Genomic DNA, 20226 nt, shown 5'->3' with positions numbered 1-20226 from the left:
CCGCCCGCCGGGCGGGCATGTTTTGATCGACCCTGTCGGCTGCCCTGTGGCAGTGCCTTTCGAGGAGGAGTCCCCGCATGTCCCTGTACGACATCCCGCTGCGCACCCTGTCCGGTGACCCGACGACCCTGGCCGAGTACAAGGACAAGGCCGTCCTGGTCGTCAACGTCGCCTCCAAGTGCGGCCTGACCCCGCAGTACGAGGGCCTGGAGCGGCTCCAGAAGAGCTATGGCGACCGGGGCTTCACGGTGCTGGGCGTGCCCTGCAACCAGTTCGGCGGCCAGGAACCGGGCACGGCGGAGGAGATCGGCACGTTCTGCTCGGCGACGTACGGCGTGACGTTCCCGCTCCTGGAGAAGACGGACGTGAACGGCGCCGGCCGGCACCCGCTCTACGTGGAGCTGACGAAGACCCCGGACACGGCGGGCGAGGCCGGTGACGTCCAGTGGAACTTCGAGAAGTTCCTCATCGCCCCGGGCGGCGAGGTCACCCGCTTCCGCCCGCGCACGGAGCCGGAGGCGCCGGAGCTCGTCGCGGCGATCGAGGCGGCACTGCCCGCCTGATGGTCAGGGGCGCGACGGCCGCTGGTGCGTTGATTCCCGTCCCGCGCCGGACCGCCCGCACAACGATGCCGAGGACGTGCTGCACCTGTCGGACGTCCTCGGCATCGAGCGCGCCGCGCCGGCGCCTCCTCGTACGGCGGCATGGGCCATCGAACTGCCGTGGGTCGGTCATCAGCCGAACTGGAACACCCCTTCGTGGTGACCGGCCTTCTGATCGACTTCCTGCGCGCGTGGGCCGCGTCGGCTCACTCGCACCCGATGCCGTCCCCGTCGCGGTCCAGCCGGTGCGGATCGCTGGAGCCGACCCAGACGGGGCCGGAGATGTCCTCGCAGTCCAGATCGGGCTTACCCGCCGGAGGCCCCGGCGGCAGAGCGGGCGGACGGTCGGCGTCGGGCCGCGGTGATCCGGGGCTGTCCGGTGGGACCGCGGGGGTGTCGTCGCATGCTTTCCACAGGCCCGCGTCGGCCTGCACGGCACGGGTCTGGGCACGGGAGATCTTGGGCCAGTACTTGTCGTTCGGCGGGTACAGCACCGCCTCGGCATGACCGGTACGCACCAGGGACTCGTTGACGAACACGCCCCGCTCGTTCCACACGTAGAGCAGGTAGCGCTTGTACCGGTCCTTGAGCTCCTCGTCGCGTTCGACGCGCAGTCTGCTCCCGGGCGGCAGCAACGCGGTGGTGCGTTTCGTGGCCTCACGGCTGAAGCAGTCGCCCTTTTCCGGCGCGTCGATCTCCAGCAGCCGGACCTTGGCCTTGGCCCCGGCGGGGATGACCCTGCCGTCGCCTCGCACCTCGATGGTGTCGCCGTCGATGACCCGCAGGACGACGGGTCCGCGTGGTGCGCTCGGGGGCCGGTCGCCGGCCGGCCCGTCGCTCGGGGGCATCACCGCCCCGAGTCCGCCGAAGCCCAGGGCGAGGGCGAGCGAGACGGGGACGGCGCTGCGCAGGCGACGCCCCGGACGACCGGAAGAAGCGGAAGGGCTCATGTCGCCCCCTCCCTCGGAGAGTGCCAACCCTCCAGTACAGCACCTTCGGCCCTGGATGTCGCGGGGAGGGCCGCCGCGGTGAGCCGGAGGCGGCCGGGTCGGCCGGGAGTCCGGGCTTTTTTGTGTCGCGGGTTTCGTCCGGGCTTTCCATTCGTTGCCGATAACGCTACGGAATGGAGCGGAATTGCGGCACGGAATTTCTGGGAAGTTCATATGTGCACGGGCATTGACCTACCGCTGATACTCGCCAGTAACCTCATCTCGCGCCCCCCACGCGACCCTTCACCGAGGTAGGTCATGAAGAAGAACCTGCTGGCCGTCGCCGTCGCGAGTGCCCTGTTCGGGGCCGTCACCGCTGCTGGGGCCGAGGCCACCGGCCAGGCGTCCTCCTTCGCCCCGAGCAGTGATCCCATCCTCTTCGTCCACGGGTACAACTCGTCCGGGTCCTATTGGAACACCATGGCCGACAGATTCCGTGCGGACGGCTGGCCCTCCACCCACCTGCGCCAGTGGAGTTACGACTGGCGCCAGTCCAATGCCACCACCGCGCAGGGGCTGGCCGCGGAGGTCGACCGGCTGCTCGCCGAGACCGGGGCGGCGGAGGTCGACATCGTCACGCATTCCATGGGCGGGCTGTCGAGCCGCCACTACACGAAGGCCCTCGGCGGCAGCGGGAAGACCGATGCATGGGTCTCCCTGGGCGGTCCCAACCACGGCACGGACGCGGCCAACTCCTGCTACGACACGTCCTGTACGGAGATGCGCATAGGCTCCGCCTTCCTCGCCGACCTCAACTCCGGCGACGAGACGCCCGACGGCACGCGCCACGCCACCTGGTGGTCGCCCTGTGACACCTTCATCAACCCCGACAGCAGCGTCTCCCTGAGCGGCGCCGCCAACACCCGTACCGCCTGTCTGGGGCACAGTGCGCTCGGAACCGACCCGGTCGTCTACGGGGAGGTCCGGGACTTCGTGAACCGCTGACGGCGGCGTCGCGCGGGTCGGCTCCGCCGCCCGGTCAGGCCACCGCGCTGAGCGTGTCCGCGAGGCGGTGGCGGGTGGCTCGGGCGGCGGGGAGGGCGGCGAGGGCGACCGCGCCGGCGACGGCGGACGCCGTGAGGGCCAGCAGGTGGAGCGGCGGCGGGGCGTGGGCGATGCCGGCGCCGATGCCGGTGGCGTGGGCCTCGTGGTCGATCAGCCAGTGGGCGAACGGGACGCCGAGGGCGGCGCCGAGGAGTGCGGCGGCCAGGGCGGTGCAGCCGATGGCGGTGACCGTGACGGTGGTGATCTGGCGGGGCGACAGGCCGATGGCCTTCAGGGCGAGCAGGTCGCGTTCGCCGTCCCGGACGGTGCCGCCGATCGCGGTGGACAGTTCGGTGAGGCCGATGAGGGCGAGGACGCCGATCAGTCCGGCGACGACGCCGCGCAGTGCGGAGAGGCGGTCGGCGGGGCTGGTGACCTCGTGGACGTCGAGCCGTCCCCGCGAGGCGTCGGCGAGTTCGGCGCTGACCGTGCGCGGGTCCGCGCCGGGGCGGAGCTGGAGCTGGTAGAGGGTGGGGCGGAGGGCGGGGTCGTTCTCGCGGAGGGTGTCGAGCGAGGTGGAGACGACCCGGCCGCCGTTCTCCGGTTCGATGCTGCGGCCGACGATGTGCAGCACCTGCGGGTGGCCGCCGACGGTGAGCCGTACCCAGTCGCCGACGTGGGCGCCGAGCAGGTCGAGGAGGCCCTGTCCGGCGACGGCCTCGTCGGGGCCGCGGGCGGCGCGGCCCTCGGCGATCGAGTACGGGTAGGGCCGCTCACGGGTGCCCAGGCCGCGCAGCGCGATGGTGCCGGTCTGGCCGGGGACGAGCGCGGCGACCTCCAGGCCCGGGTGGGCGGCGGCGATGTCGCGGTTCGCGGCGAGCAGGGCGGCCGCCGCCCGGTCGTTCAGGGTCGAGTCGGGGCGGGCGGTGAGCGCGGCGGCGAGGCCCACCTCCTGGGGGCGGCTGTCGAAGCGTTCGATGGTCGTCCACGCGCCGAGCGCCACGGTGATCAGCAACAGCGGCAGGGCGAGGCGCACGACGGTGGCCGGGGCGCGCCGCCCGCGCCCGAACGCCCGGTGCCAGCCGAGGACCAGGGCGGGCGGCACGCGCAGCCCGAGCGCCTTGCGGGCCGCGCCGGACAGGCCACCGCCCGGGGCCGCGGCGGCGGGCAGCACCGGCACGGGCGGTACGCGGCCCGCCCGCCAGGCGGCCAGGCAGGTGGCCGCCCCGATGAACAGCACCGCCGCGACCGGGACGAACAGGAGCGCCGGGAGCTGGCCCGGCAGGCCCTGCCAGACCTGGACCGCGTCACCGAGCCGGCCCGGCAGGCGGCCGCCCAGCGTCCGGACGAGCAGCACGGCGAGGGCCGCGCCGAGCACGGCGAACGCCAGGTGCTGGACGAGGAAGATCCGCACCACCTGGCCGGGGGTGAACCCGACGGCCTTGAGGACGGAGATGTCCCTCAGGTGGCCGCGCACCCGTGTACTGATCGCGCCGAACACGGCGAGCGCGGCGGCGATGAGGGCGCCGAGGCCGAAGAGTCCGAGGACCTGGCCGAGCAGTTTGGTGTCCCCTTGCGCCTCGGCGCGGGCCTGCTGCCAGGTGGAGACGTCCGTGACGGCGCCCGCGCCGATCGCGGTGACGGCGCGCTGGACGGTGTAGTCGGTGTCGTCGGGGTCGGCGAGCCGGAGTCCGACGACCTGGCCGGCGGTGCGGTCCTCGGGCACGGCGCGCGGCAGGGCCCACACCGTGCCGGGCCGTTCGCCGGGGCGGTAGCGGCGCTCGGCGGTCTCGGCGACGCCGAGGACGGTCAGGGTCCGCCCGGCGACGGTGAGCCGGTCGCCGGGCTCGGCCCACAGGGCGCGGGCGAGCCCGGCTTCGAGGACGACGCCGTCGGGGGCGGCCGGGTCGAGCCAGCGGCCGGAGGTCACGAGGGGGCGGCCGGTGGCGGGGAGGCGGGCGCCGGTGGCCCGTAGCTCCACGCCCGCGCGGGCGCCGCGCGAGGCGGCGGTGGTGGTGGCGGTGCGGTACGGGCCGGAGACGTCGGCCACCCCGTCCAGGCCGGCGAGCCGGCCGGTGTCGGCGGCGGGCTGGGTGTGGAGCCAGACGTGGGCGCCCCGGGACTGGGTGAAGACCCGCTGCCAGGGGTTGGTGGCGTACCCGAACAGCGCGGTCGCGAGGAGCAGCGACGCGACGATCCCGGCGGTGGCGGCGATGAGGAACAGCGCCTCGCCCCGGTGGGTTCGCAGATCGGCGTGCGCCCAGCGCAGCATGGCCCGCACCGCCGGTCAGTCCTTCAGTTCGTTGAGTTCGAGTACGCCGGACAGGCCGCGGCCGCGCGGGGGCGCGGAGCCGAGTTCGGCGTCGTCGGCGATCCGGCCGTCGAAGAAGCTGATCACCCGGTCCGCGGCGCTGGCGAGCCGGGCGTCGTGGGTGACGAGGACGATGGTCTGCCCGCGCTGGTGGAAGCGGGTGAGCAGCCGCATGACCTCACGGGTGCCCTTGCTGTCGAGGCTGCCGGCCGGTTCGTCGGCGAGGAGCAGGCGCGGCTGGTTGACCAGGGCGCGGGCGAGCGCGACGCGCTGCTGTTCGCCGCCGGACAGCTCGCCGGGCATGCTGCGGGCCTTGCCTTCGAGGCCCAGTTCGGCGAGGAGCTTCTCGCGCTCGGCGCGGGCCTGCTTGGCGGGGGTGCCGGCCAGCAGGGCGGGCAGTTCGATGTTGTCGGCGACGGTGAGGTTGGAGACGAGGTTGAAGAACTGGAAGACGATGCCGATGCGGCGGCGCCGCTCGATCGCCCACCGTGCCTCGCTGTAGTCGTCGGTGCGCTCGCCGTCGAGCCACAGGGAGCCGCTGTCGGGGCGCTGGAGGCCGCCGAGCAGGTGGAGCAGCGTGGACTTCCCGGCGCCCGACGGGCCGGTGACGGCGACGAACTCGCCGTGCCGTACGGCGAGGTCGACCCCGCGTACGGCGTGTGCGGGGGCGCCCTCGCCGTGGTGGGTCTTGACGAGGCCCTCGGCGCGCAACAGCGGTATGCCGTCGTTCACTGCAGGTCCTCCAGTTCCTCCTGGCAGCGCTCCAGCCAGTCGAGGTCGGCCTGGAGGTGGAGCATGGCGCCCTCGATCAGCAGGTGCGATATGCGGTTGTCCCGGTCTTCGGTCGCGGCCAGCTTGGAGAGGTTGCGCATGGTGTTGAGGTACTCGCGTCGCTGTTTGTTGATGAGGGCGATCTGGTCGGCGAGCCCGGTGCGGGGGGCGAGGGCGAGTTTCATGAAGAACTCGTCCCGCACCCTCGGTTCGTCGGCGGTCTCCTCGAACCAGGCGCGCAGTGCTTCCCGCCCGGCGTCGGTGAGGCGGTAGATCTTCTTGTTGGGCCGGCTCTCCTGGGCGATCTCCTCGCCCTCGATGAGGCCGGACTTCTCCAGCCGGCCGAGCGTCACGTAGATCTGACCGACGTTGGTCGGAGGGTACGCGGCGCCCAGCAGTTGCTCAAGGTCCTGTTTGAGCTCGTAGCCGTGGGCGGGGCCGCGTGCGAGGAGGGCGAGGAGGGGAAGGCGCACTCGTGCTGTCCCTCCTCCGCGTGCTCCCGATGTGATGTGGGCTCTAGTATCGCCCATGCCTAACGGGTATACATGCCCGCAGACGCGGACGCCGATGTCATGCGCCGGGTGCACTGGGAGGAACCTATGCGGTGGATACGTGCCGCGGGTAGGGGGCTCCTGGTCGTCATGGTCGTTCTGACCGGGTACGCGGCGTCCGGCGCCGCCCCGGCGGACCGCGCGCCCGACGGCGGGCGGGGCCCGATGACCCTGGCGACGGCCGGTGACCTCACCGGCTATCTGGGCCGGGTGCTCGACGGCTGGAACCGCGAGCATCCGGGCGAGAAGGTCACGCTGGTGGAGCTGCCGGACTCGGCGGACGAGACCCGGGCCCAGATGATCACGGACCTCCGGTCGGGGGCGGGCCGGTTCGACGTCCTCAACATCGATGTGGCCTGGACGTCGGAGTTCGCCGCGGCCGGGTGGATCGCGCCGGTGGACCGGGCGCGCTTCCCGCTGAACAGCTTCCTGCCTCCGGTGGTGGACACGGCGACGTACGACGGCAAGCTGTATGCCGTCCCGTATGTCACGAACGCCGGGATGCTCTTCTACCGCAAGGACGTCCTCGACCGCGAGGGCGAACGGCCGCCGGGCACCTGGGCCGAGCTGGAGCGGCAGGCCCGGACGATCGCCCCCGAGTACGGGCTCGACGGCTACGCGGGCCAGTTCCTGCCGTACGAGGGGCTGACCGTCAACGCGGCGGAGGCGGTGTACTCGGCGGGCGGCACGATCCTCGGCGACGACGGCGAGCGGGTCACGGTGGACTCGGCGGCCGCCCGCTCGGGGATCGGCTTCCTCGCCCGGGGCGTCCGGGACGGCTGGATCCCCCGGGAAGCGCTGACGTACACCGAGGAGGAGTCCCGGCGGGCGTTCCAGGACGGCCGGCTGCTCTTCCTGCGCAACTGGCCGTACGCCTACGCCGGCGCGTCCGGCGAGGACTCCCGGGTGGCGGGGAAGTTCGGCGCGGTGCCGCTGCCGGGCCCCCAGGGGCCGGGGACGAGCGTGCTGGGCGGGTCGAACCTGGCGGTGAGCAGCCACGCGCGGCACCCGGAGTCGGCGCGTGACCTCATCGCGTACCTCACCAGCGAGCGCGTGCAGCGCCGTGTGCTGACCGAGGGCGCCCTGCCGCCGGTGCGGGCGGCGCTGTACGCGGACCCGGCGCTGGTGCGGCGGTTCCCCTACCTGCCCACGCTCCGGGCGAGCGTGCTGTCGGCGGCGCCGCGCCCGAAGAGCCCGCGTTACGAGCAGGTCAGCCTGGCCGTGCAGGCCGTGGTGCACGACGCGATGGCGCAGCGCCAGGCGCCCGAGGCGGCCGTGCGGCGGCTGGCCGGGGAACTCGCGGCCATCGCGCACCGCCGCTGAGCTGGACCCCCTGAGGCCCCTGAATCCTCTCCCGTAGTTACCCGTTAGGTAACCAGGCCTGGCCGAGCTGCGGAATATACCGGGACATAAGCCGCCGACATCCGCTGATTTCTGCACCATCGTTGACACCCTCTCGTCATGCCTACTTAACATGCATGCATAACCGCTACCCGCTCTGGATGGCGCGCACCCCTTCACGAAGAAACAGGTCAACGGGTGATGCTCACAGCTCCGGCCGACGACGGCCTCTCGCAGCACCTCACGCACCGGTCCGCCCACCCCTGGTGGCGCGACGCGGTGATCTATCAGGTGTACGTCCGCAGCTTCCTGGACAGCACCGGCGACGGCATCGGCGACCTCGCCGGGGTCCGGGCCGGCCTGCCGTACCTGAAGAAGCTCGGCGTCGACGGCATCTGGCTGAGCCCCTTCTACCCGTCGCCCCAGGCCGACCACGGCTACGACGTCGCCGACTACTGCGACGTGGACCCCGTCTTCGGCGACCTGGACGAGTTCGGCCGGCTGGTGGCGGACGCCCACCGGCTCGGCATCAAGGTGCTGCTGGACATCGTGCCCAACCACTGCTCCAGCGAGCACGCCTGGTTCCGGGAGGCGCTCGCCTCCGCACCCGGCAGCGAGGCCCGCGCCCGGTTCCACTTCGCCGAGGGCCGCGGCCCGGGCGGGGACGTGCCGCCGAACAACTGGCACGCCATGTTCGGCGGCCCGGCCTGGAGCCGGGTGACCGAGCAGGACGGCACGCCCGGCCAGTGGTACCTGCACATGTTCACGCCCGAGCAGCCGGACCTGAACTGGCGCAACCCCGAGGTGGCCGCCCACTTCGACCACGTCCTCCGCTTCTGGCTGGACCGGGGCGTCGACGGGTTCCGCATCGACGTGGCCGCCGGACTGTTCAAGCACCCCGACCTGCCGGACTCCCCCGACCCCGAGGCCGACGCCCGCACCCGCGACTCGGTAAACCCGCTCGCCTGGAACCAGCCCGAGGTGCACGACGTGTGGCGGCACTGGCGCGCGGTGTGCGAGGAGTACACGGCCCGCGACGGCCGCGAACGGCTGCTCGTCGGCGAGGTCTCCGTACCGACCGCCCGCGAGCACGCCAAGTACGTCCGCCCCGACGAGCTGCACCAGGCGTTCTTCTTCGACCTGCTGAGCGCCCCCTGGAACGCGGACACCTTCCGCACGGTGATCGACGAGGCGATACGCGACATCGCCGGCACCGGCTCCACCGTCACCTGGGTGCTCAACAACCACGACCAGGTGCGCACGGTGACCCGGTACGGCGAGTCCGGCACCGAGGGCAGCGGCCTGGGCGCCGCCCGGGCGCGGGCCGCCGCGCTGCTGATGCTGGCGCTGCCCGGCGCCGCGTACATCTACCAGGGCGAGGAGCTGGGCCTGCCCGAGGTCGTGGACCTGCCCGACGAGGTGCTCACCGACCCGATCTTCCGGCGCACCGGCAGCCGGGCCCGCATCCGTGACGGCTGCCGCGTTCCCCTGCCCTGGTCGGGGCACGCCTCGCCGTTCGGGTTCAGCACGGGCGCCGAGAGCGCCAAGCCGTGGCTGCCGCAGCCCGGCTGGTTCGCCGAGCACGCCACCGACCGGGCGCTCGCCGACACGCGCTCGTTCTGGCACCTGTACCGCGAGGGCCTGCAACTGCGGCGCGGACTGCCGCAGTTGGGCGAGGGCACCATGCGCTGGCTGGACTCGCCGCCCGGTGTCCTGGTCTTCGAGCGCGGCGAAGGGCTCGTCTGCGCCGTGAACTTCACCGCCGACCCGGTGCCCGCACCGGTCTCCGGCGCCCCCCTGCTGTCCAGCGGCCCTTGCCCGGCCGGCGTACTGCCCGGTTCCACCGCCGCCTGGTGGACCGGTGACCACACCACCTCGGAGGTATCACGATGATGACGCGACGACGGATGGCGATGGCGTGCTCTTCGGCGCTGGCCCTGGCCCTCGGGGCGACCGCCTGCGGCGGCGGCCCCGTGAGCGCGGGCGGCGGGAGCAAGGAGCTGAGCGGCCAGACGCTGAGCGTGGCCGGCGTCTGGTCCGGCGCGGAGCAGAAGAACTTCCAGAAGGTGCTGGACGCCTTCACCGAGAAGACCGGCGCCAAGACCCAGTTCACCTCGACCGGTGACAACGTCTCCACGGTCGTCGGCAGCAAGATCGAGGGCGGCAACGCCCCCGACGTGGTGATGGTCCCGCAGGTCGGCGTGCTCCAGCAGTTCGCGAAGAAGGGGTGGCTCAAGCCGCTCCCCGACAAGACGGTCAACACCGTCCACACCAACTTCGCGCCCGTCTGGTCGGCGTACGGCTCGGTCGACGGCAAGCTGTACGGCCTGTACTTCAAGGCCGCCCACAAGTCGACCGTCTGGTACAGCCCGGAGGCGTTCGAGCAGGCGGGCGTCAAGCCGCCGAAGACGTACGAGGAGATGCTGAAGAACGGGCGGACCGTCTCCGACTCCGGCCTGCCCGCGTTCGCGGTCGCCGGTGAGGACGGCTGGACGCTCACCGACTGGTTCGAGAACGTCTACCTGTCCCAGGCCGGTCCCGAGATGTACGACAAGCTTGCCAAGCACGAGATCAAGTGGACCGACCCGACCGTGGTGAAGGCCCTGACCACCCTGGGGCAACTGTTCTCCGACAAGCAACTGCTCGCGGGCGGCCAGAAGGGCGCGCTGGGCACCGACTTCCCCGGCTCCGTGGAGAAGGTCTTCGGCCCCTCCCCGGAGGCCGCCATGGTGTACGAGGGCGACTTCGTCGCCGGGATAGCCAAGGACCAGTTCGGGAAGAAGATCGGCCAGGACGCCACCTTCTTCCCCTTCCCCGCCGTCGCGGGCGGCAAGGCCCCCGTCGTCAGCGGTGGTGACGCGGCCGTGGTCCTCAAGGACGGCAAGAACCAGAAGGCCGCGGAGGCGTTCCTGGACTACCTGGCGACGCCCGAGGCGGCCGCCGTGTGGGCGGAGGCGGGCGGGTTCCTGTCCCCCAACACCAAGCTGGACCTCGGCTCGTACGGTGACGACACGCTGCGCAAGACGGCCAAGTCCCTGATCGACGCGGGCAACTCGGTGCGCTTCGACATGTCGGACCAGGCGCCGGCCTCCTTCGGCGGCACCAAGGGCGTGGGCGAGTGGAAGCTGCTCCAGGACTTCCTGCGCGACCCGTCGAACCCGGCGGCCACCGCGGCGGCGCTGGAGGCCGCGGCGGCCAAGGCGTACAAGGGCTGACGACCATGACCACGCTCACCACTCCCGTGGGGGCCGCGGGTCCCCGGCGGCGCGCCCAGCGCCGCCGGCGGACCATCGCCGTGGCCTTCGTCCTGCCGGCGCTGCTGCTCCTCGGCGCGCTGGTCGTCTACCCGGTCCTCTTCTCGGTCGGCCGCAGCTTCTTCGACGCGGCCGGGACCCGGTTCGTCGGCGGGGAGAACTACGCGGAGATGTTCCGCGACCCCGCCACCCTCACCGCCATCCGCAACAGCGCCATCTGGGTGGTGGTCGCCCCGACGCTGCTCACCGGGCTCGGGCTGATCCTCGCCGTGCTGGTGGAGAAGGTCCGCTGGGCCACCGCGTTCAAGCTGCTGCTGTTCATGCCGATGGCCGTCTCCTTCCTGGCGGCGGGCATCATCTTCCGGCTCGCCTACGAGGAGGACCCCGACAAGGGCGTCCTCAACGCGGCGGTCGTCACCGTGCACGGCGCCTTCGAGGACACCTCCTCCTACCCGGCAGCCCGGGCCCGGGACGGCCAGGGCCTGAAGAAGGCCCCCGACGGGTCGTACGGCACGGCCGAGGCCGTCTCGCCGGGCCACGCCGTCAGCCTCGGTTTCGTGGGCGTACCGCCCAAGGAGGTACCGGCCGAGGCGAAGCCGGCGTCCCCGGCGAAGGCGGGCGCGGACGAGCTGGGCGGTGTCGTCTACCTGGACTTCACGCCCGGCGGCGGGGGGCGGCCGGGCGTGATCGACCCGGCCGAGCGGGGTCTGCCCGGGATGGCGGTGGAGGCCGTCCGGGACGGCAAGGCGGTCGCCACCGCGACGACGGCGGCGGACGGTTCGTTCCGCTTCGCCGGGCTCACGGACGGTTCGTACACCGTGCGGCTGCCCGCGGCGAACTTCGCCCCGCCGTACGAGGGCGTCTCCTGGCTCGGCCCCGCGCTGGTCACCCCGGCGATCATCGGCGCCTACCTGTGGATCTGGACCGGCTTCGCCATGGTGCTCATCGGCGCCGGGCTGTCGTCGCTGCCGCGTGACGCGCTGGAGGCGGCCCGGATGGACGGGGCGAGCGAGTGGCAGGTGTTCCGCCGGATCACCGTGCCGCTGCTGGCGCCCGTGCTGACGGTCGTCTTCGTGACGCTGGTGATCAACGTGATGAAGGTCTTCGACCTGATCTACATCATCGCGCCCGGGCCGGTCCAGGAGGACGCCACCGTGCTGGCCACCCAGATGTGGCTGGTCTCCTTCGGCGGCGGCAACAACCAGGGGCTCGGCAGTGCGCTCGGTGTGCTGCTCCTGCTGCTGGTGATCCCGGCCATGGTGTTCAACGTCCGCCGCTTCCGCAGGAGTCAGTCATGAGCGCGACCGTCACCGCACCCCCGTCGAAGACGGCCGCCCCGCCCTCCTCGTCCGTCCGCCCGGCCCCCGTCCGGCCACCCGGCGGCCGGCTGCGCCGCTGGCTGGCCGGCGGCCTGGTCCAGGCGTTCCTCGTGGTCGTCGGCCTCGTCTGGATCACCCCGGTGGCCGGGCTGCTGCTCTCCTCGCTGCGCTCGGCCAACGACAACGCGGCGAGCGGCTGGTGGACGGCCCTGACCAGCCCGGCCCAGCTCTCGTTCGACAACTACACGGCGCTGCTGGACAACGCGGGCATCACGCGGGCGTTCTGGAACACCGTGCTGATCTCCGTGCCCACCACCGTCCTGGTCGTGGTCGTCGCGGCCCTCGCCGGATACGCCTTCGCCTGGCTGGAGTTCCCCGGCCGGGACTGGATCTTCCTCCTGGTGGTGGCCCTCCTGGTGGTCCCGGTCCAGGTGGGCCTGCTCCCGGTCGCCAAGCTCTTCGGCCAACTGGGGCTGTTCGGCACGATCCCGGGCGTAGTGCTGTTCCACGTCGCCTACGGGCTGCCGTTCGCGATCTTCCTGCTGCGCAACTACTTCGCCGACATCCCGCGCGAGATGCTGGAGGCGGCGCGGATGGACGGCGGTGGCGAGTGGCGCATCTTCACCCAACTCGTCCTGCCGGTCGGTCGCCCGGCCATCGCGAGCCTCGCGATCTTCCAGTTCCTGTGGGTGTGGAACGACATGCTGGTGGCGCTGCTCTTCGCCGACAGCTCCTCGCAGCCGCTGACGGTGGAACTCCAGTCCCAGGTCAGGCAGTTCGGCAGCAACATCGACGTCCTGGCGCCGGGCGCCTTCCTCTCCCTGATCGTGCCGGTGGCCGTCTTCTTCGCCTTCCAGCGGCACTTCGTGCAGGGGGTGATGGCGGGTTCGGTGAAGTGACGTCACGGGTACGGGCGGGGCGCCTCACACGGGGGAGGCGCCCCGTCGCCGGTTCGGATGACCGGAAGCGCGGTCAGCGGATCGGCATGCCCGACAGGGTGCGGGCGATGACCAGGCGCTGGACCTCGCTGGTGCCTTCGAAGATGGTGTAAATCGCGGCGTCGCGGTGCATCCGCTCCACCGGGTACTCGCGGGTGAAGCCGTTGCCGCCGAGGATCTGGACGGCCTGGGCCGTGACCTTCTTGGCGACCTCGCTGGCGTAGAGCTTGGACATCGAGCCCTCGGCGGAGGTGAAGGGCTTGCCGGTGGTGGCCATCCAGGAGGCGCGCCAGACGAGGAGGCGGGCCGCGTCGATCTGGGTGCGCATGTCGGCGAGCTGGAAGGCGACGCCCTGGTTGTCGATGATGGGGCGGCCGAACTGGACGCGCGTCTTGGCGTAGTCGAGGGCCACTTCGTACGCGGCGCGGGCGGTGCCCACGGCCATGGCGCCGACGGCGGGGCGGGACGCCTCGAAGGTGGCCATGGCGGCGTTCTTCACGCGTTCGCCGCCCGCCTTGGCCTTCTCGCGGGCGCGGGCGAGGCGCTCGTCGAGCTTCTCCTTGCCGCCGAGCAGGCAGGAGCCGGGAACCCGGACGTCTTCGAGGACGACCTCGGCGGTGTGGGAGGCGCGGATCCCGTGCTTCTTGAACTTCTGCCCCTGGGAGAGGCCGGGGGTGTCCGGCGGGATGATGAAGGACGCGTGGCCCTTGGAGCCAAGTTCGGGGTCGACGACGGCGACGACGACGTGGACGTTGGCTATGCCGCCGTTGGTGGCCCAGGTCTTGGTGCCGTTGAGGACCCACTCGTCCTTGGCCTGGTCGTACACCGCGCGGGTGCGCATGGCCGCGACGTCCGAGCCGGCGTCGGGCTCGGAGGAGCAGAAGGCGGCGACCTTGACGTCGTCGGGGTCGCCGTACATCTGCGGGATCCAGGTGCCGATCTGCTCCTCGGTGCCGTTGGCGAGGACGCCGACGGCCGCCAGGCCCGTACCGACGATGGACAGGGCGATGCCCGCGTCGCCCCAGAACAGCTCCTCCATGGTCATGGGGATGCCGAGGCCGGTGGGGTCGAAGAACTGCTGGGCGTAGAAGTCGAGGGAGTAGATGCCGACCTTGGCGGCTTCCTGGATGATCGGCCAGGGGGTCTCCTCCCGCTCGTCCCACTCCGAGGCGGCCGGTCGGATCACGTCCTTGGCGAAGCCGTGCAGCCAGTCACGGACCTGCTTCTGGTCGTCGTTGAGTTCAAACGTGAACTCGGCCATGTTCCCTCCCGGCGTGTTACTTGCGGTAACCGCAGTCTGTTACCGGTAAGTAGCCGCTGTCAACCAGCAGCGGCGACGGAGCGGGTGTTACGTTGCGCAGGTCTTGAGGACATCGCACGGGCGGGGAGACACGCTATGGAGACCACACACCGGACCGACCAGCAGCGGTCGGCCGACCAGCGGCGACGCGAACTGCTTGAGGCCGCCGACCGCGTGGTCCTCCGCGACGGGCCACAGGCGTCCATGAACGCCATCGCCGCCGAGGCCGGCATCACCAAGCCGATCCTCTACCGCCACTTCGGCGACAAGGGCGGCCTGTACCGGGCGCTCGCCAAGCGCCACACGGACGCCCTGCTGTCCGCTCTGCGCGCCGCGCTCGACGCGCCCGCCGGCCGGCGTGAGCGGGTGGAGGCGACGCTCGACACCTACCTGGCCGCGATCGAGGCCCGCCCGCAGGTGTACCGGTTCCTGATGCACCCCTCCGAGGAGACCGGCACCGGCCAGCAGTCCGAGCAGGGCTTCGACATCGGCCGCCACTCGGCGCCCGTGCTGCGCCGGATGGGAGAGGAGCTCGCCCAAGTGATCGCCGAGCGCGTCGACCTGGGACCGGGCAGCGAGGCGATGGCCCGCGTCTGGGGCCACGGCATCGTCGGCATGATGCACGCGGCGGGTGACTGGTGGCTCGGCGAACGCCCCTGCACCCGTGCGGAGTTGGTGCGGGGGCTGGCCGACCTGCTGTGGGGGCGGCTGGAGCAGGTCGACGACAGGGTGGGCGGCCCGGGGTTCTGACGGGGGACGTTCAGGAGCGGGCGGCCCGGATTCTGACGGGGGACGTTCAGGAGCGGGCGGCCCGGATTCTGACGAGGGACGTTCAGGAGCGGGCGGCCCGGATTCTGACGAGGGACGTTCAGGAGCGGGCGGCCCGGATTCTGACGAGGGACGTGCAGGCGCGGGCGGCCCGGATTCTGACCGGGGAGGTCAGGAGCGGGCGGCCCACTTCGCCCGGCGTGCCGCTCGGAGGACCTTGGCGCGGCGCCAGCCGGAGAGGCGGTCCGGGTAGACCATGCCCTCCAGGTGGTCGCACTCGTGCTGGAGGCAGCGGGCGAAGAAGCCGGTGCCCTCGACGCGCACCGGGGTGCCCAGCAGGTCGACGCCCTCCACGACCGCGCGGTCGAAGCGTTCCGTGCCCGCCTCGATGCCCGGCAGGGACAGGCAGCCCTCCGCGCCGCGCACGGTGACCCCGTCCGCCTCCACGAGGCGCGGGTTGACGACGTGGCCGAGGTGGCGGACGTCCTCGTCGTCGGGGCAGTCGTAGACGAAGACCCGCGAGGCCACGCCGATCTGGTTGGCCGCGAGGCCGACGCCGTCGGCGGCGTACATCGTGGCGAACATGTCCTCGATGAGCCGGGACAGGGACGGGCCGAAGTCGGTGACGGGCTCGCAGGGCGTGTGCAGGACCGGGTCACCGAGCAGGGTCATGGCTCGTACCTGGCCGGAACTGCCGGGGATCGTCCGGTTTCGCATGGCGTCCAGCGTACGTTCCACCCACGCCGGATGGTTTCGGCAGGTGGCGCGGTTCGGGCGTCCGGCCGGATCTCGATAGGCTGAGCCCGGACCCACGCTAGGAGGAACAAGGACGATGGCAGGCAACTCGGAGCCGCTGTCGCCGCGCGCCAAGCTGGCCGTGACGGCAGGCAAGGCCGCAGCGGCGGTGTCTCGCGCGGCGGGACGCGGCAGCGGATCGGTGATCGGCGGCCGGGTGGCGCTCAAGCTCGACCCCGAACTGCTGGGGCGGCTCGCGCAGCATCTGGACGTCGTCCTGGTGTCGGCGACCAACGGCAAGACCACCACCACCCGGCTGATCGCCGAGGCGCTGCGGGCCAGTGGCCCGGTCGTCTCGAACGCGCTCGGCGCGAACATGCCCGCGGGCATCACCTCCGCCCTCGCGGGCGGCTCGGACGCCAAGTACGGCGTGATCGAGGTCGACGAGAAGTACCTCGCCGGCGTCGCGCGCGACGTGGCGCCCAAGGCGATCGCGCTGCTCAACCTCTCCCGCGACCAGCTCGACCGCGCCGCCGAGACGCGGATGCTCGCCGAGAAGTGGCGCGAGGGTCTGTCCGGCAGCAAGGCGGTCGTCATCGCCAACGCCGACGACCCGCTCGTCGTCTGGGCCGCGTCCTCCTCCCCCAACGTCGTGTGGGTGGCGGCCGGTCAGGAGTGGAAGGACGACGCCTGGTCCTGCCCCGCCTGCGGCGGTGTGATGCAGCGCCCCGGCGACGACTGGTTCTGCGGCGAGTGCGGCTTCCGCCGCCCCGCCCCGAGCTGGGCGCTCAGCGGCGACCACGTCCTGGACCCGCACGGCTCGGCCTGGCCGATCCACCTCCAGCTCCCCGGTCGCGCCAACCGGGCGAACGCCGCGACCTCCGCCGCCGTCGCGGCGGTCTTCGGCGTGCCGCCGCAGGTCGCGCTGGAGCGCATGTACCAGGTGCAGGCGGTGGCCGGCCGGTACGACGTGGTGACCTTCCAGGGCCGCGAGCTGCGGCTGCTGCTGGCCAAGAACCCGGCGGGCTGGCTCGAAACGTTTTCGCTCATCGACCCGCCGCCGACGCCGGTGATCCTGTCCGTCAACGCCCGTGGCGCGGACGGCACGGACACCTCCTGGCTCTGGGACGTCGACTACACACGGCTGGCCGGGCACCCGATCGTCGTGATCGGCGACCGCCGGCTGGACCTGGCGGTGCGGCTGGAGGTCGCGGGCCTGGACTTCCGGGTGTGCGAGACCGTCGACGAGGCGGTGCAGCTCTCCCCGCCCGGGCGGATCGAGCTGATCGCCAACTACACCGCGTTCCAGGACGTCCGCCGCCGCGTCGGCAACTGACCCGCTGAAAAGGACATGAGCATGAGCGACAGCAGTCTGCGTCTCGTGTGGGTCTACCCGGACCTGCTCAGTACGTACGGAGACCAGGGCAACGCCCTCGTGGTGGAGCGGCGCGCCCGCCAGCGGGGCCTGGACGTGCAGCGGGTGGACGTGCGCAGCGACCAGCCCATCCCGACGTCCGGTGACATCTACCTGATCGGTGGCGGCGAGGACCGGCCGCAGCGGCTGGCGGCCGAGCGGCTGCGCCGCGACGGCGGGCTGAACCGGGCGGCCGAGAACGGCGCCATCATCTTCTCGGTGTGCGCCGGGTACCAGATCCTGGGTCACGAGTTCATCAACGACCTCGGGGAGCGGGAGCCGGGCCTCGGCCTGATCGACGTGATCTCCACGCGCGGCGAGGGCGCCCGCTGCGTCGGCGACGTGCTGGCGGACATCGACCCGCGCCTGGGCCTGCCCCAGCTCACGGGTTTCGAGAACCACCAGGGCGTCACCCACCTCGGCCCGACGGCCCGCCCGTTCGCCCGGACCGTGTTCGGCAACGGCAATGGCACCGGGGACGGCACCGAGGGCGCGTACAACGACACCGTTTTCGGGACGTACATGCACGGACCGGTCATGGCGCGCAATCCGCAGATCGCGGACCTGCTGCTGAAGCTGGCCCTCGATGTGAACGCGCTGCCGCCGACCGACGACCGGTGGTACGAGGCACTGCGCGCGGAGCGCATCGCGGCGGCCTCGCAGCCCGCCTGACGGGCCATCGGTCCACAGGTTTTGTCGGTTCGTATGACTACCGTCCAGTAGTCGGACGCTCGTTTCGGCCCCGTCACCCATTGTCGGTAGGGTGGCGGGGATCCAACCGGACGACGTGGTCCGGGAGTCGGCCCACGTTGCAAAGGTATTTCGGGCTATGCGCATTGGTGTGCTCACCTCCGGCGGCGACTGCCCCGGTCTGAACGCCGTCATCCGTTCCGTCGTGCACCGCGCCGTCGTCGACCACGGGGACGAGGTCATCGGTTTCCACGACGGCTGGAAGGGCCTCCTGGAGGCCGACTACCGCAAGCTCGACCTGGACGCCGTGGCCGGCATCCTCGCCCGCGGCGGCACCATCCTCGGCTCCTCCCGCGTCCAGCCGGCGCACCTCGTGGACGGTGTCGAGCGCGCCAAGGGGCACGTCGCCGACCTCGGCCTCGACGCGATCATCCCGATCGGCGGCGAGGGCACCCTCAAGGCGGCCAACCTGCTCTCCCAGGCGGGGCTGCCGATCGTCGGCGTGCCGAAGACCATCGACAACGACATCGCGTCGACCGACGTCACCTTCGGTTTCGACACGGCCGTCGGGGTCGCCACGGAGGCCCTGGACCGGCTGAAGACCACCGCCGAGTCCCACCAGCGCGTGCTGATCGTGGAGGTCATGGGCCGCCACACCGGCTGGATCGCGCTGCACTCCGGCATGGCCGCCGGTGCGCACGCGATCGTCGTCCCCGAGCGCCCCTTCGACATCGACGAGCTGACCGCCCGGGTCGGGGCGCGCTTCGAGGCGGGCAAGAAGTTCGCGATCGTCGTGGTCGCGGAGGGCGCGAAGCCGCGCGCGGGCACGATGGAGTTCAACGAGGGCGGCAAGGACATCTACGGCCACGAGCGGTTCGCGGGCGTGGCCCAGCAGCTCGCCGGCGAGCTGGAGCACCGGCTCGGCAAGGAGGCCCGCGCGGTGATCCTCGGCCACGTCCAGCGGGGCGGGACGCCGACCGCGTACGACCGGGTGCTGGCGACGCGCTTCGGCTGGCACGCGGTGGAGGCGGCGCACCGGGGAGAGTTCGGCATGCTGACCGCGCTGCGGGGGACGGACATCGTGATGGTGCCGCTGGCCCAGGCCGTGGAGACGCTGAAGACGGTGCCGTCCGAGCGGTACGACGAGGCCGAGACCGTCCTGTGATGTCCGCCTTGTGCTGAATGTTTTGTACTGAACGAACCGCCCCCGGTCGCAGCCGCGATCGGGGGCGGTTCTACGCTGGTCCCCGCAAGCGGACAACCCAGCACGAAACGAATCAGGAGCCGGCGGATGGATCACAGCGGGCACGGTATGCACGGCATGCCCATGGATCTTCCGCCGTTCACACTGGGGCGGGCACTCGCGTTCTCGCCCGACGCCTTCTTCCTCGTCGGCTGCCTGCTGGCACTCGGCCTGTACGGGTGGGGCGTCGCCCGACTGCGCCGGCGCGGTGATGCCTGGCCGGTCGGCCGGACCGTGTTCTTCGTGGTCGGTGTGCTGACCGTGGCGCTGGTGATGTGCACCAGGCTGAACGACTACGGCATGGTCATGTTCAGCGTGCACATGGTGCAGCACATGGTCATCAGCATGCTCTCGCCGATCCTGCTGCTGCTCGGCGCGCCGGTGACACTCGCGCTGCGCGCGCTCCCGGTGGCGTCCCGGCGCGGCGCCAAGGGGCCGCGCGAGCTGCTGCTGGCGCTGCTGCACAGCCGCTACATGCGGATCGTCACGCACCCGGTGTTCACGATCCCGCTGTTCATCGCGAGCCTGTACGGCCTGTACTTCACGCCGCTGTTCGACTTCCTGATGAGCTCCAAGCCGGGGCACATCGCGATGATGGTGCACTTCCTGGCGGTCGGCCTGGTCTTCTTCTGGCCGATCATGGGCGTGGACCCGGGGCCGCACCGGCCCGGCTATGTGATGCGGATGCTGGAGCTGTTCGCGGGCATGCCGTTCCACGCCTTCTTCGGCATCGCGCTGATGATGGCGACGGAGCCGATGGTCAAGGCGTACGAGAACCCGCCGGCCTCGCTCGGCATCGACGCCCTCGCCGACCAGAACGCGGCGGGCGGCATTGCCTGGGCGTTCAGCGAGATCCCCTCCGTGCTGGTGCTGATCGCGCTGGTCTACCAGTGGTACCGCTCCGAGCAGCGCCAGGCGGTCCGCAAGGACCGGGCGGCCGACCGGGACGGCGACAAGGAGCTGGAGGCGTACAACGCCTACCTGGCCTCCTTGCAGGCGCGCGGGCGATAGCCCGC

General features: G+C 71.8%; 19 protein-coding genes. 13 read left to right on the top strand and 6 right to left on the bottom strand.

The genetic code is table 11. The features are described 5' to 3' along the window. Nucleotides 1-77 precede the first annotated feature (77 nt). Nucleotides 78-563 (top strand): glutathione peroxidase, encoded by a 486-nt coding sequence (locus ACZ46W_RS33715; RefSeq protein ID WP_468345880.1) that lies wholly within the window; start codon nucleotides 78-80, stop codon nucleotides 561-563. A 76-nt stretch (nucleotides 564-639) separates the two neighbouring features. Beyond that, the gene (locus tag ACZ46W_RS33710) at nucleotides 640-765 is read left to right on the top strand and encodes a hypothetical protein (RefSeq protein ID WP_468345878.1); all 126 of its coding nucleotides are present in this window, start codon (nucleotides 640-642) and stop codon (nucleotides 763-765) included. A 43-nt stretch (nucleotides 766-808) separates the two neighbouring features. Here the strand turns inward: ACZ46W_RS33710 and ACZ46W_RS33705 are convergent, their stop codons facing one another. Next, nucleotides 809-1552, bottom strand: coding sequence for a thermonuclease family protein (locus ACZ46W_RS33705; protein ID WP_468345876.1), 744 nt, complete (start codon nucleotides 1550-1552; stop codon nucleotides 809-811). Between the two features lie 297 nt (nucleotides 1553-1849). Here ACZ46W_RS33705 and ACZ46W_RS33700 point away from each other — a divergent pair, with 297 nt between their 5' ends. Continuing rightward, nucleotides 1850-2536 (top strand): esterase/lipase family protein, encoded by a 687-nt coding sequence (locus tag ACZ46W_RS33700; protein WP_468345874.1) that lies wholly within the window; start codon nucleotides 1850-1852, stop codon nucleotides 2534-2536. A gap of 34 nt (nucleotides 2537-2570) precedes the next feature. Here ACZ46W_RS33700 and ACZ46W_RS33695 read toward each other — a convergent pair whose 3' ends face one another. From ACZ46W_RS33695 to ACZ46W_RS33685, 3 genes are read right to left on the bottom strand one after another with little or no spacing between them, the layout of a single operon-like run. After that, on the bottom strand, nucleotides 2571-4856 hold the full coding sequence (locus tag ACZ46W_RS33695; RefSeq protein ID WP_468345872.1) for an ABC transporter permease: 2286 nt from the start codon (nucleotides 4854-4856) through the stop codon (nucleotides 2571-2573). 6 nt (nucleotides 4857-4862) lie between these two features. Further along, nucleotides 4863-5657 (bottom strand): ABC transporter ATP-binding protein, encoded by a 795-nt coding sequence (locus ACZ46W_RS33690; RefSeq protein ID WP_468346008.1) that lies wholly within the window; start codon nucleotides 5655-5657, stop codon nucleotides 4863-4865. Further along, a complete protein-coding gene (locus ACZ46W_RS33685; protein ID WP_366126639.1) occupies nucleotides 5615-6130 on the bottom strand; it encodes a PadR family transcriptional regulator in 516 nt (171 codons plus the stop codon). Before ACZ46W_RS33685 ends, ACZ46W_RS33690 begins: the two co-directional genes overlap by 43 nt. Before the next feature lie 126 nt (nucleotides 6131-6256). On the opposite strand from ACZ46W_RS33685, the gene ACZ46W_RS33680 reads away from it, so the two are divergent. The 5 genes from ACZ46W_RS33680 (at nucleotide 6257) to ACZ46W_RS33660 (ending at nucleotide 13021) form a co-directional block, all read left to right on the top strand. Further along, nucleotides 6257-7531, top strand: coding sequence for an ABC transporter substrate-binding protein (locus ACZ46W_RS33680; RefSeq protein WP_468345869.1), 1275 nt, complete (start codon nucleotides 6257-6259; stop codon nucleotides 7529-7531). 219 nt (nucleotides 7532-7750) lie between these two features. Next, the gene (locus ACZ46W_RS33675; RefSeq protein ID WP_468345867.1) at nucleotides 7751-9442 is read left to right on the top strand and encodes a glycoside hydrolase family 13 protein; all 1692 of its coding nucleotides are present in this window, start codon (nucleotides 7751-7753) and stop codon (nucleotides 9440-9442) included. Next, complete coding sequence (locus ACZ46W_RS33670; RefSeq protein ID WP_468345865.1) at nucleotides 9439-10764, top strand: ABC transporter substrate-binding protein; 1326 nt, start codon at nucleotides 9439-9441, stop codon at nucleotides 10762-10764. The genes ACZ46W_RS33675 and ACZ46W_RS33670 overlap by 4 nt, the downstream gene beginning before the upstream one ends. 5 nt (nucleotides 10765-10769) lie before the next feature. Then, nucleotides 10770-12101: a carbohydrate ABC transporter permease gene (locus ACZ46W_RS33665; RefSeq protein WP_468345863.1), complete on the top strand. Its 1332-nt coding sequence runs from the start codon at nucleotides 10770-10772 to the stop codon at nucleotides 12099-12101. Further along, nucleotides 12098-13021 carry a carbohydrate ABC transporter permease gene (locus ACZ46W_RS33660; RefSeq protein WP_468345861.1) on the top strand — a complete coding sequence of 308 codons (924 nt, stop codon included), beginning with the start codon at nucleotides 12098-12100 and terminating at the stop codon, nucleotides 13019-13021. The genes ACZ46W_RS33665 and ACZ46W_RS33660 overlap by 4 nt, the downstream gene beginning before the upstream one ends. Before the next feature lie 73 nt (nucleotides 13022-13094). Here the strand turns inward: ACZ46W_RS33660 and ACZ46W_RS33655 are convergent, their stop codons facing one another. Continuing rightward, complete coding sequence (locus ACZ46W_RS33655; protein ID WP_468345859.1) at nucleotides 13095-14321, bottom strand: acyl-CoA dehydrogenase family protein; 1227 nt, start codon at nucleotides 14319-14321, stop codon at nucleotides 13095-13097. Between the two features lie 135 nt (nucleotides 14322-14456). Between ACZ46W_RS33655 and ACZ46W_RS33650 the strand changes: the two genes are divergently transcribed. Then, on the top strand, nucleotides 14457-15110 hold the full coding sequence (locus ACZ46W_RS33650) for a TetR/AcrR family transcriptional regulator (protein WP_468345857.1): 654 nt from the start codon (nucleotides 14457-14459) through the stop codon (nucleotides 15108-15110). 189 nt (nucleotides 15111-15299) lie between these two features. On the opposite strand, the gene def is transcribed toward ACZ46W_RS33650, so the two are convergent. Continuing rightward, complete coding sequence (gene def, locus ACZ46W_RS33645) at nucleotides 15300-15845, bottom strand: peptide deformylase (protein WP_468345855.1); 546 nt, start codon at nucleotides 15843-15845, stop codon at nucleotides 15300-15302. A gap of 115 nt (nucleotides 15846-15960) precedes the next feature. Here def and ACZ46W_RS33640 point away from each other — a divergent pair, with 115 nt between their 5' ends. The 4 genes from ACZ46W_RS33640 to ACZ46W_RS33625 all read left to right on the top strand — a co-directional run bounded on the left by ACZ46W_RS33640 (nucleotide 15961) and on the right by ACZ46W_RS33625 (nucleotide 20221). Beyond that, nucleotides 15961-17199 carry a MurT ligase domain-containing protein gene (locus tag ACZ46W_RS33640; RefSeq protein ID WP_468345853.1) on the top strand — a complete coding sequence of 413 codons (1239 nt, stop codon included), beginning with the start codon at nucleotides 15961-15963 and terminating at the stop codon, nucleotides 17197-17199. A gap of 21 nt (nucleotides 17200-17220) precedes the next feature. Beyond that, nucleotides 17221-17949 carry a type 1 glutamine amidotransferase gene (locus ACZ46W_RS33635; protein WP_064067135.1) on the top strand — a complete coding sequence of 243 codons (729 nt, stop codon included), beginning with the start codon at nucleotides 17221-17223 and terminating at the stop codon, nucleotides 17947-17949. A 157-nt stretch (nucleotides 17950-18106) separates the two neighbouring features. Then, on the top strand, nucleotides 18107-19132 hold the full coding sequence (locus tag ACZ46W_RS33630; protein WP_366126629.1) for a 6-phosphofructokinase: 1026 nt from the start codon (nucleotides 18107-18109) through the stop codon (nucleotides 19130-19132). Between the two features lie 126 nt (nucleotides 19133-19258). Next, a complete protein-coding gene (locus ACZ46W_RS33625) occupies nucleotides 19259-20221 on the top strand; it encodes a cytochrome c oxidase assembly protein (protein WP_468345850.1) in 963 nt (320 codons plus the stop codon). Nucleotides 20222-20226 lie beyond the last annotated feature (5 nt).

It is taken from the genome of Streptomyces sp. NPDC031064, assembly GCF_055570965.1.
This window is presented reverse-complemented; position numbering and strand designations above follow the sequence as displayed.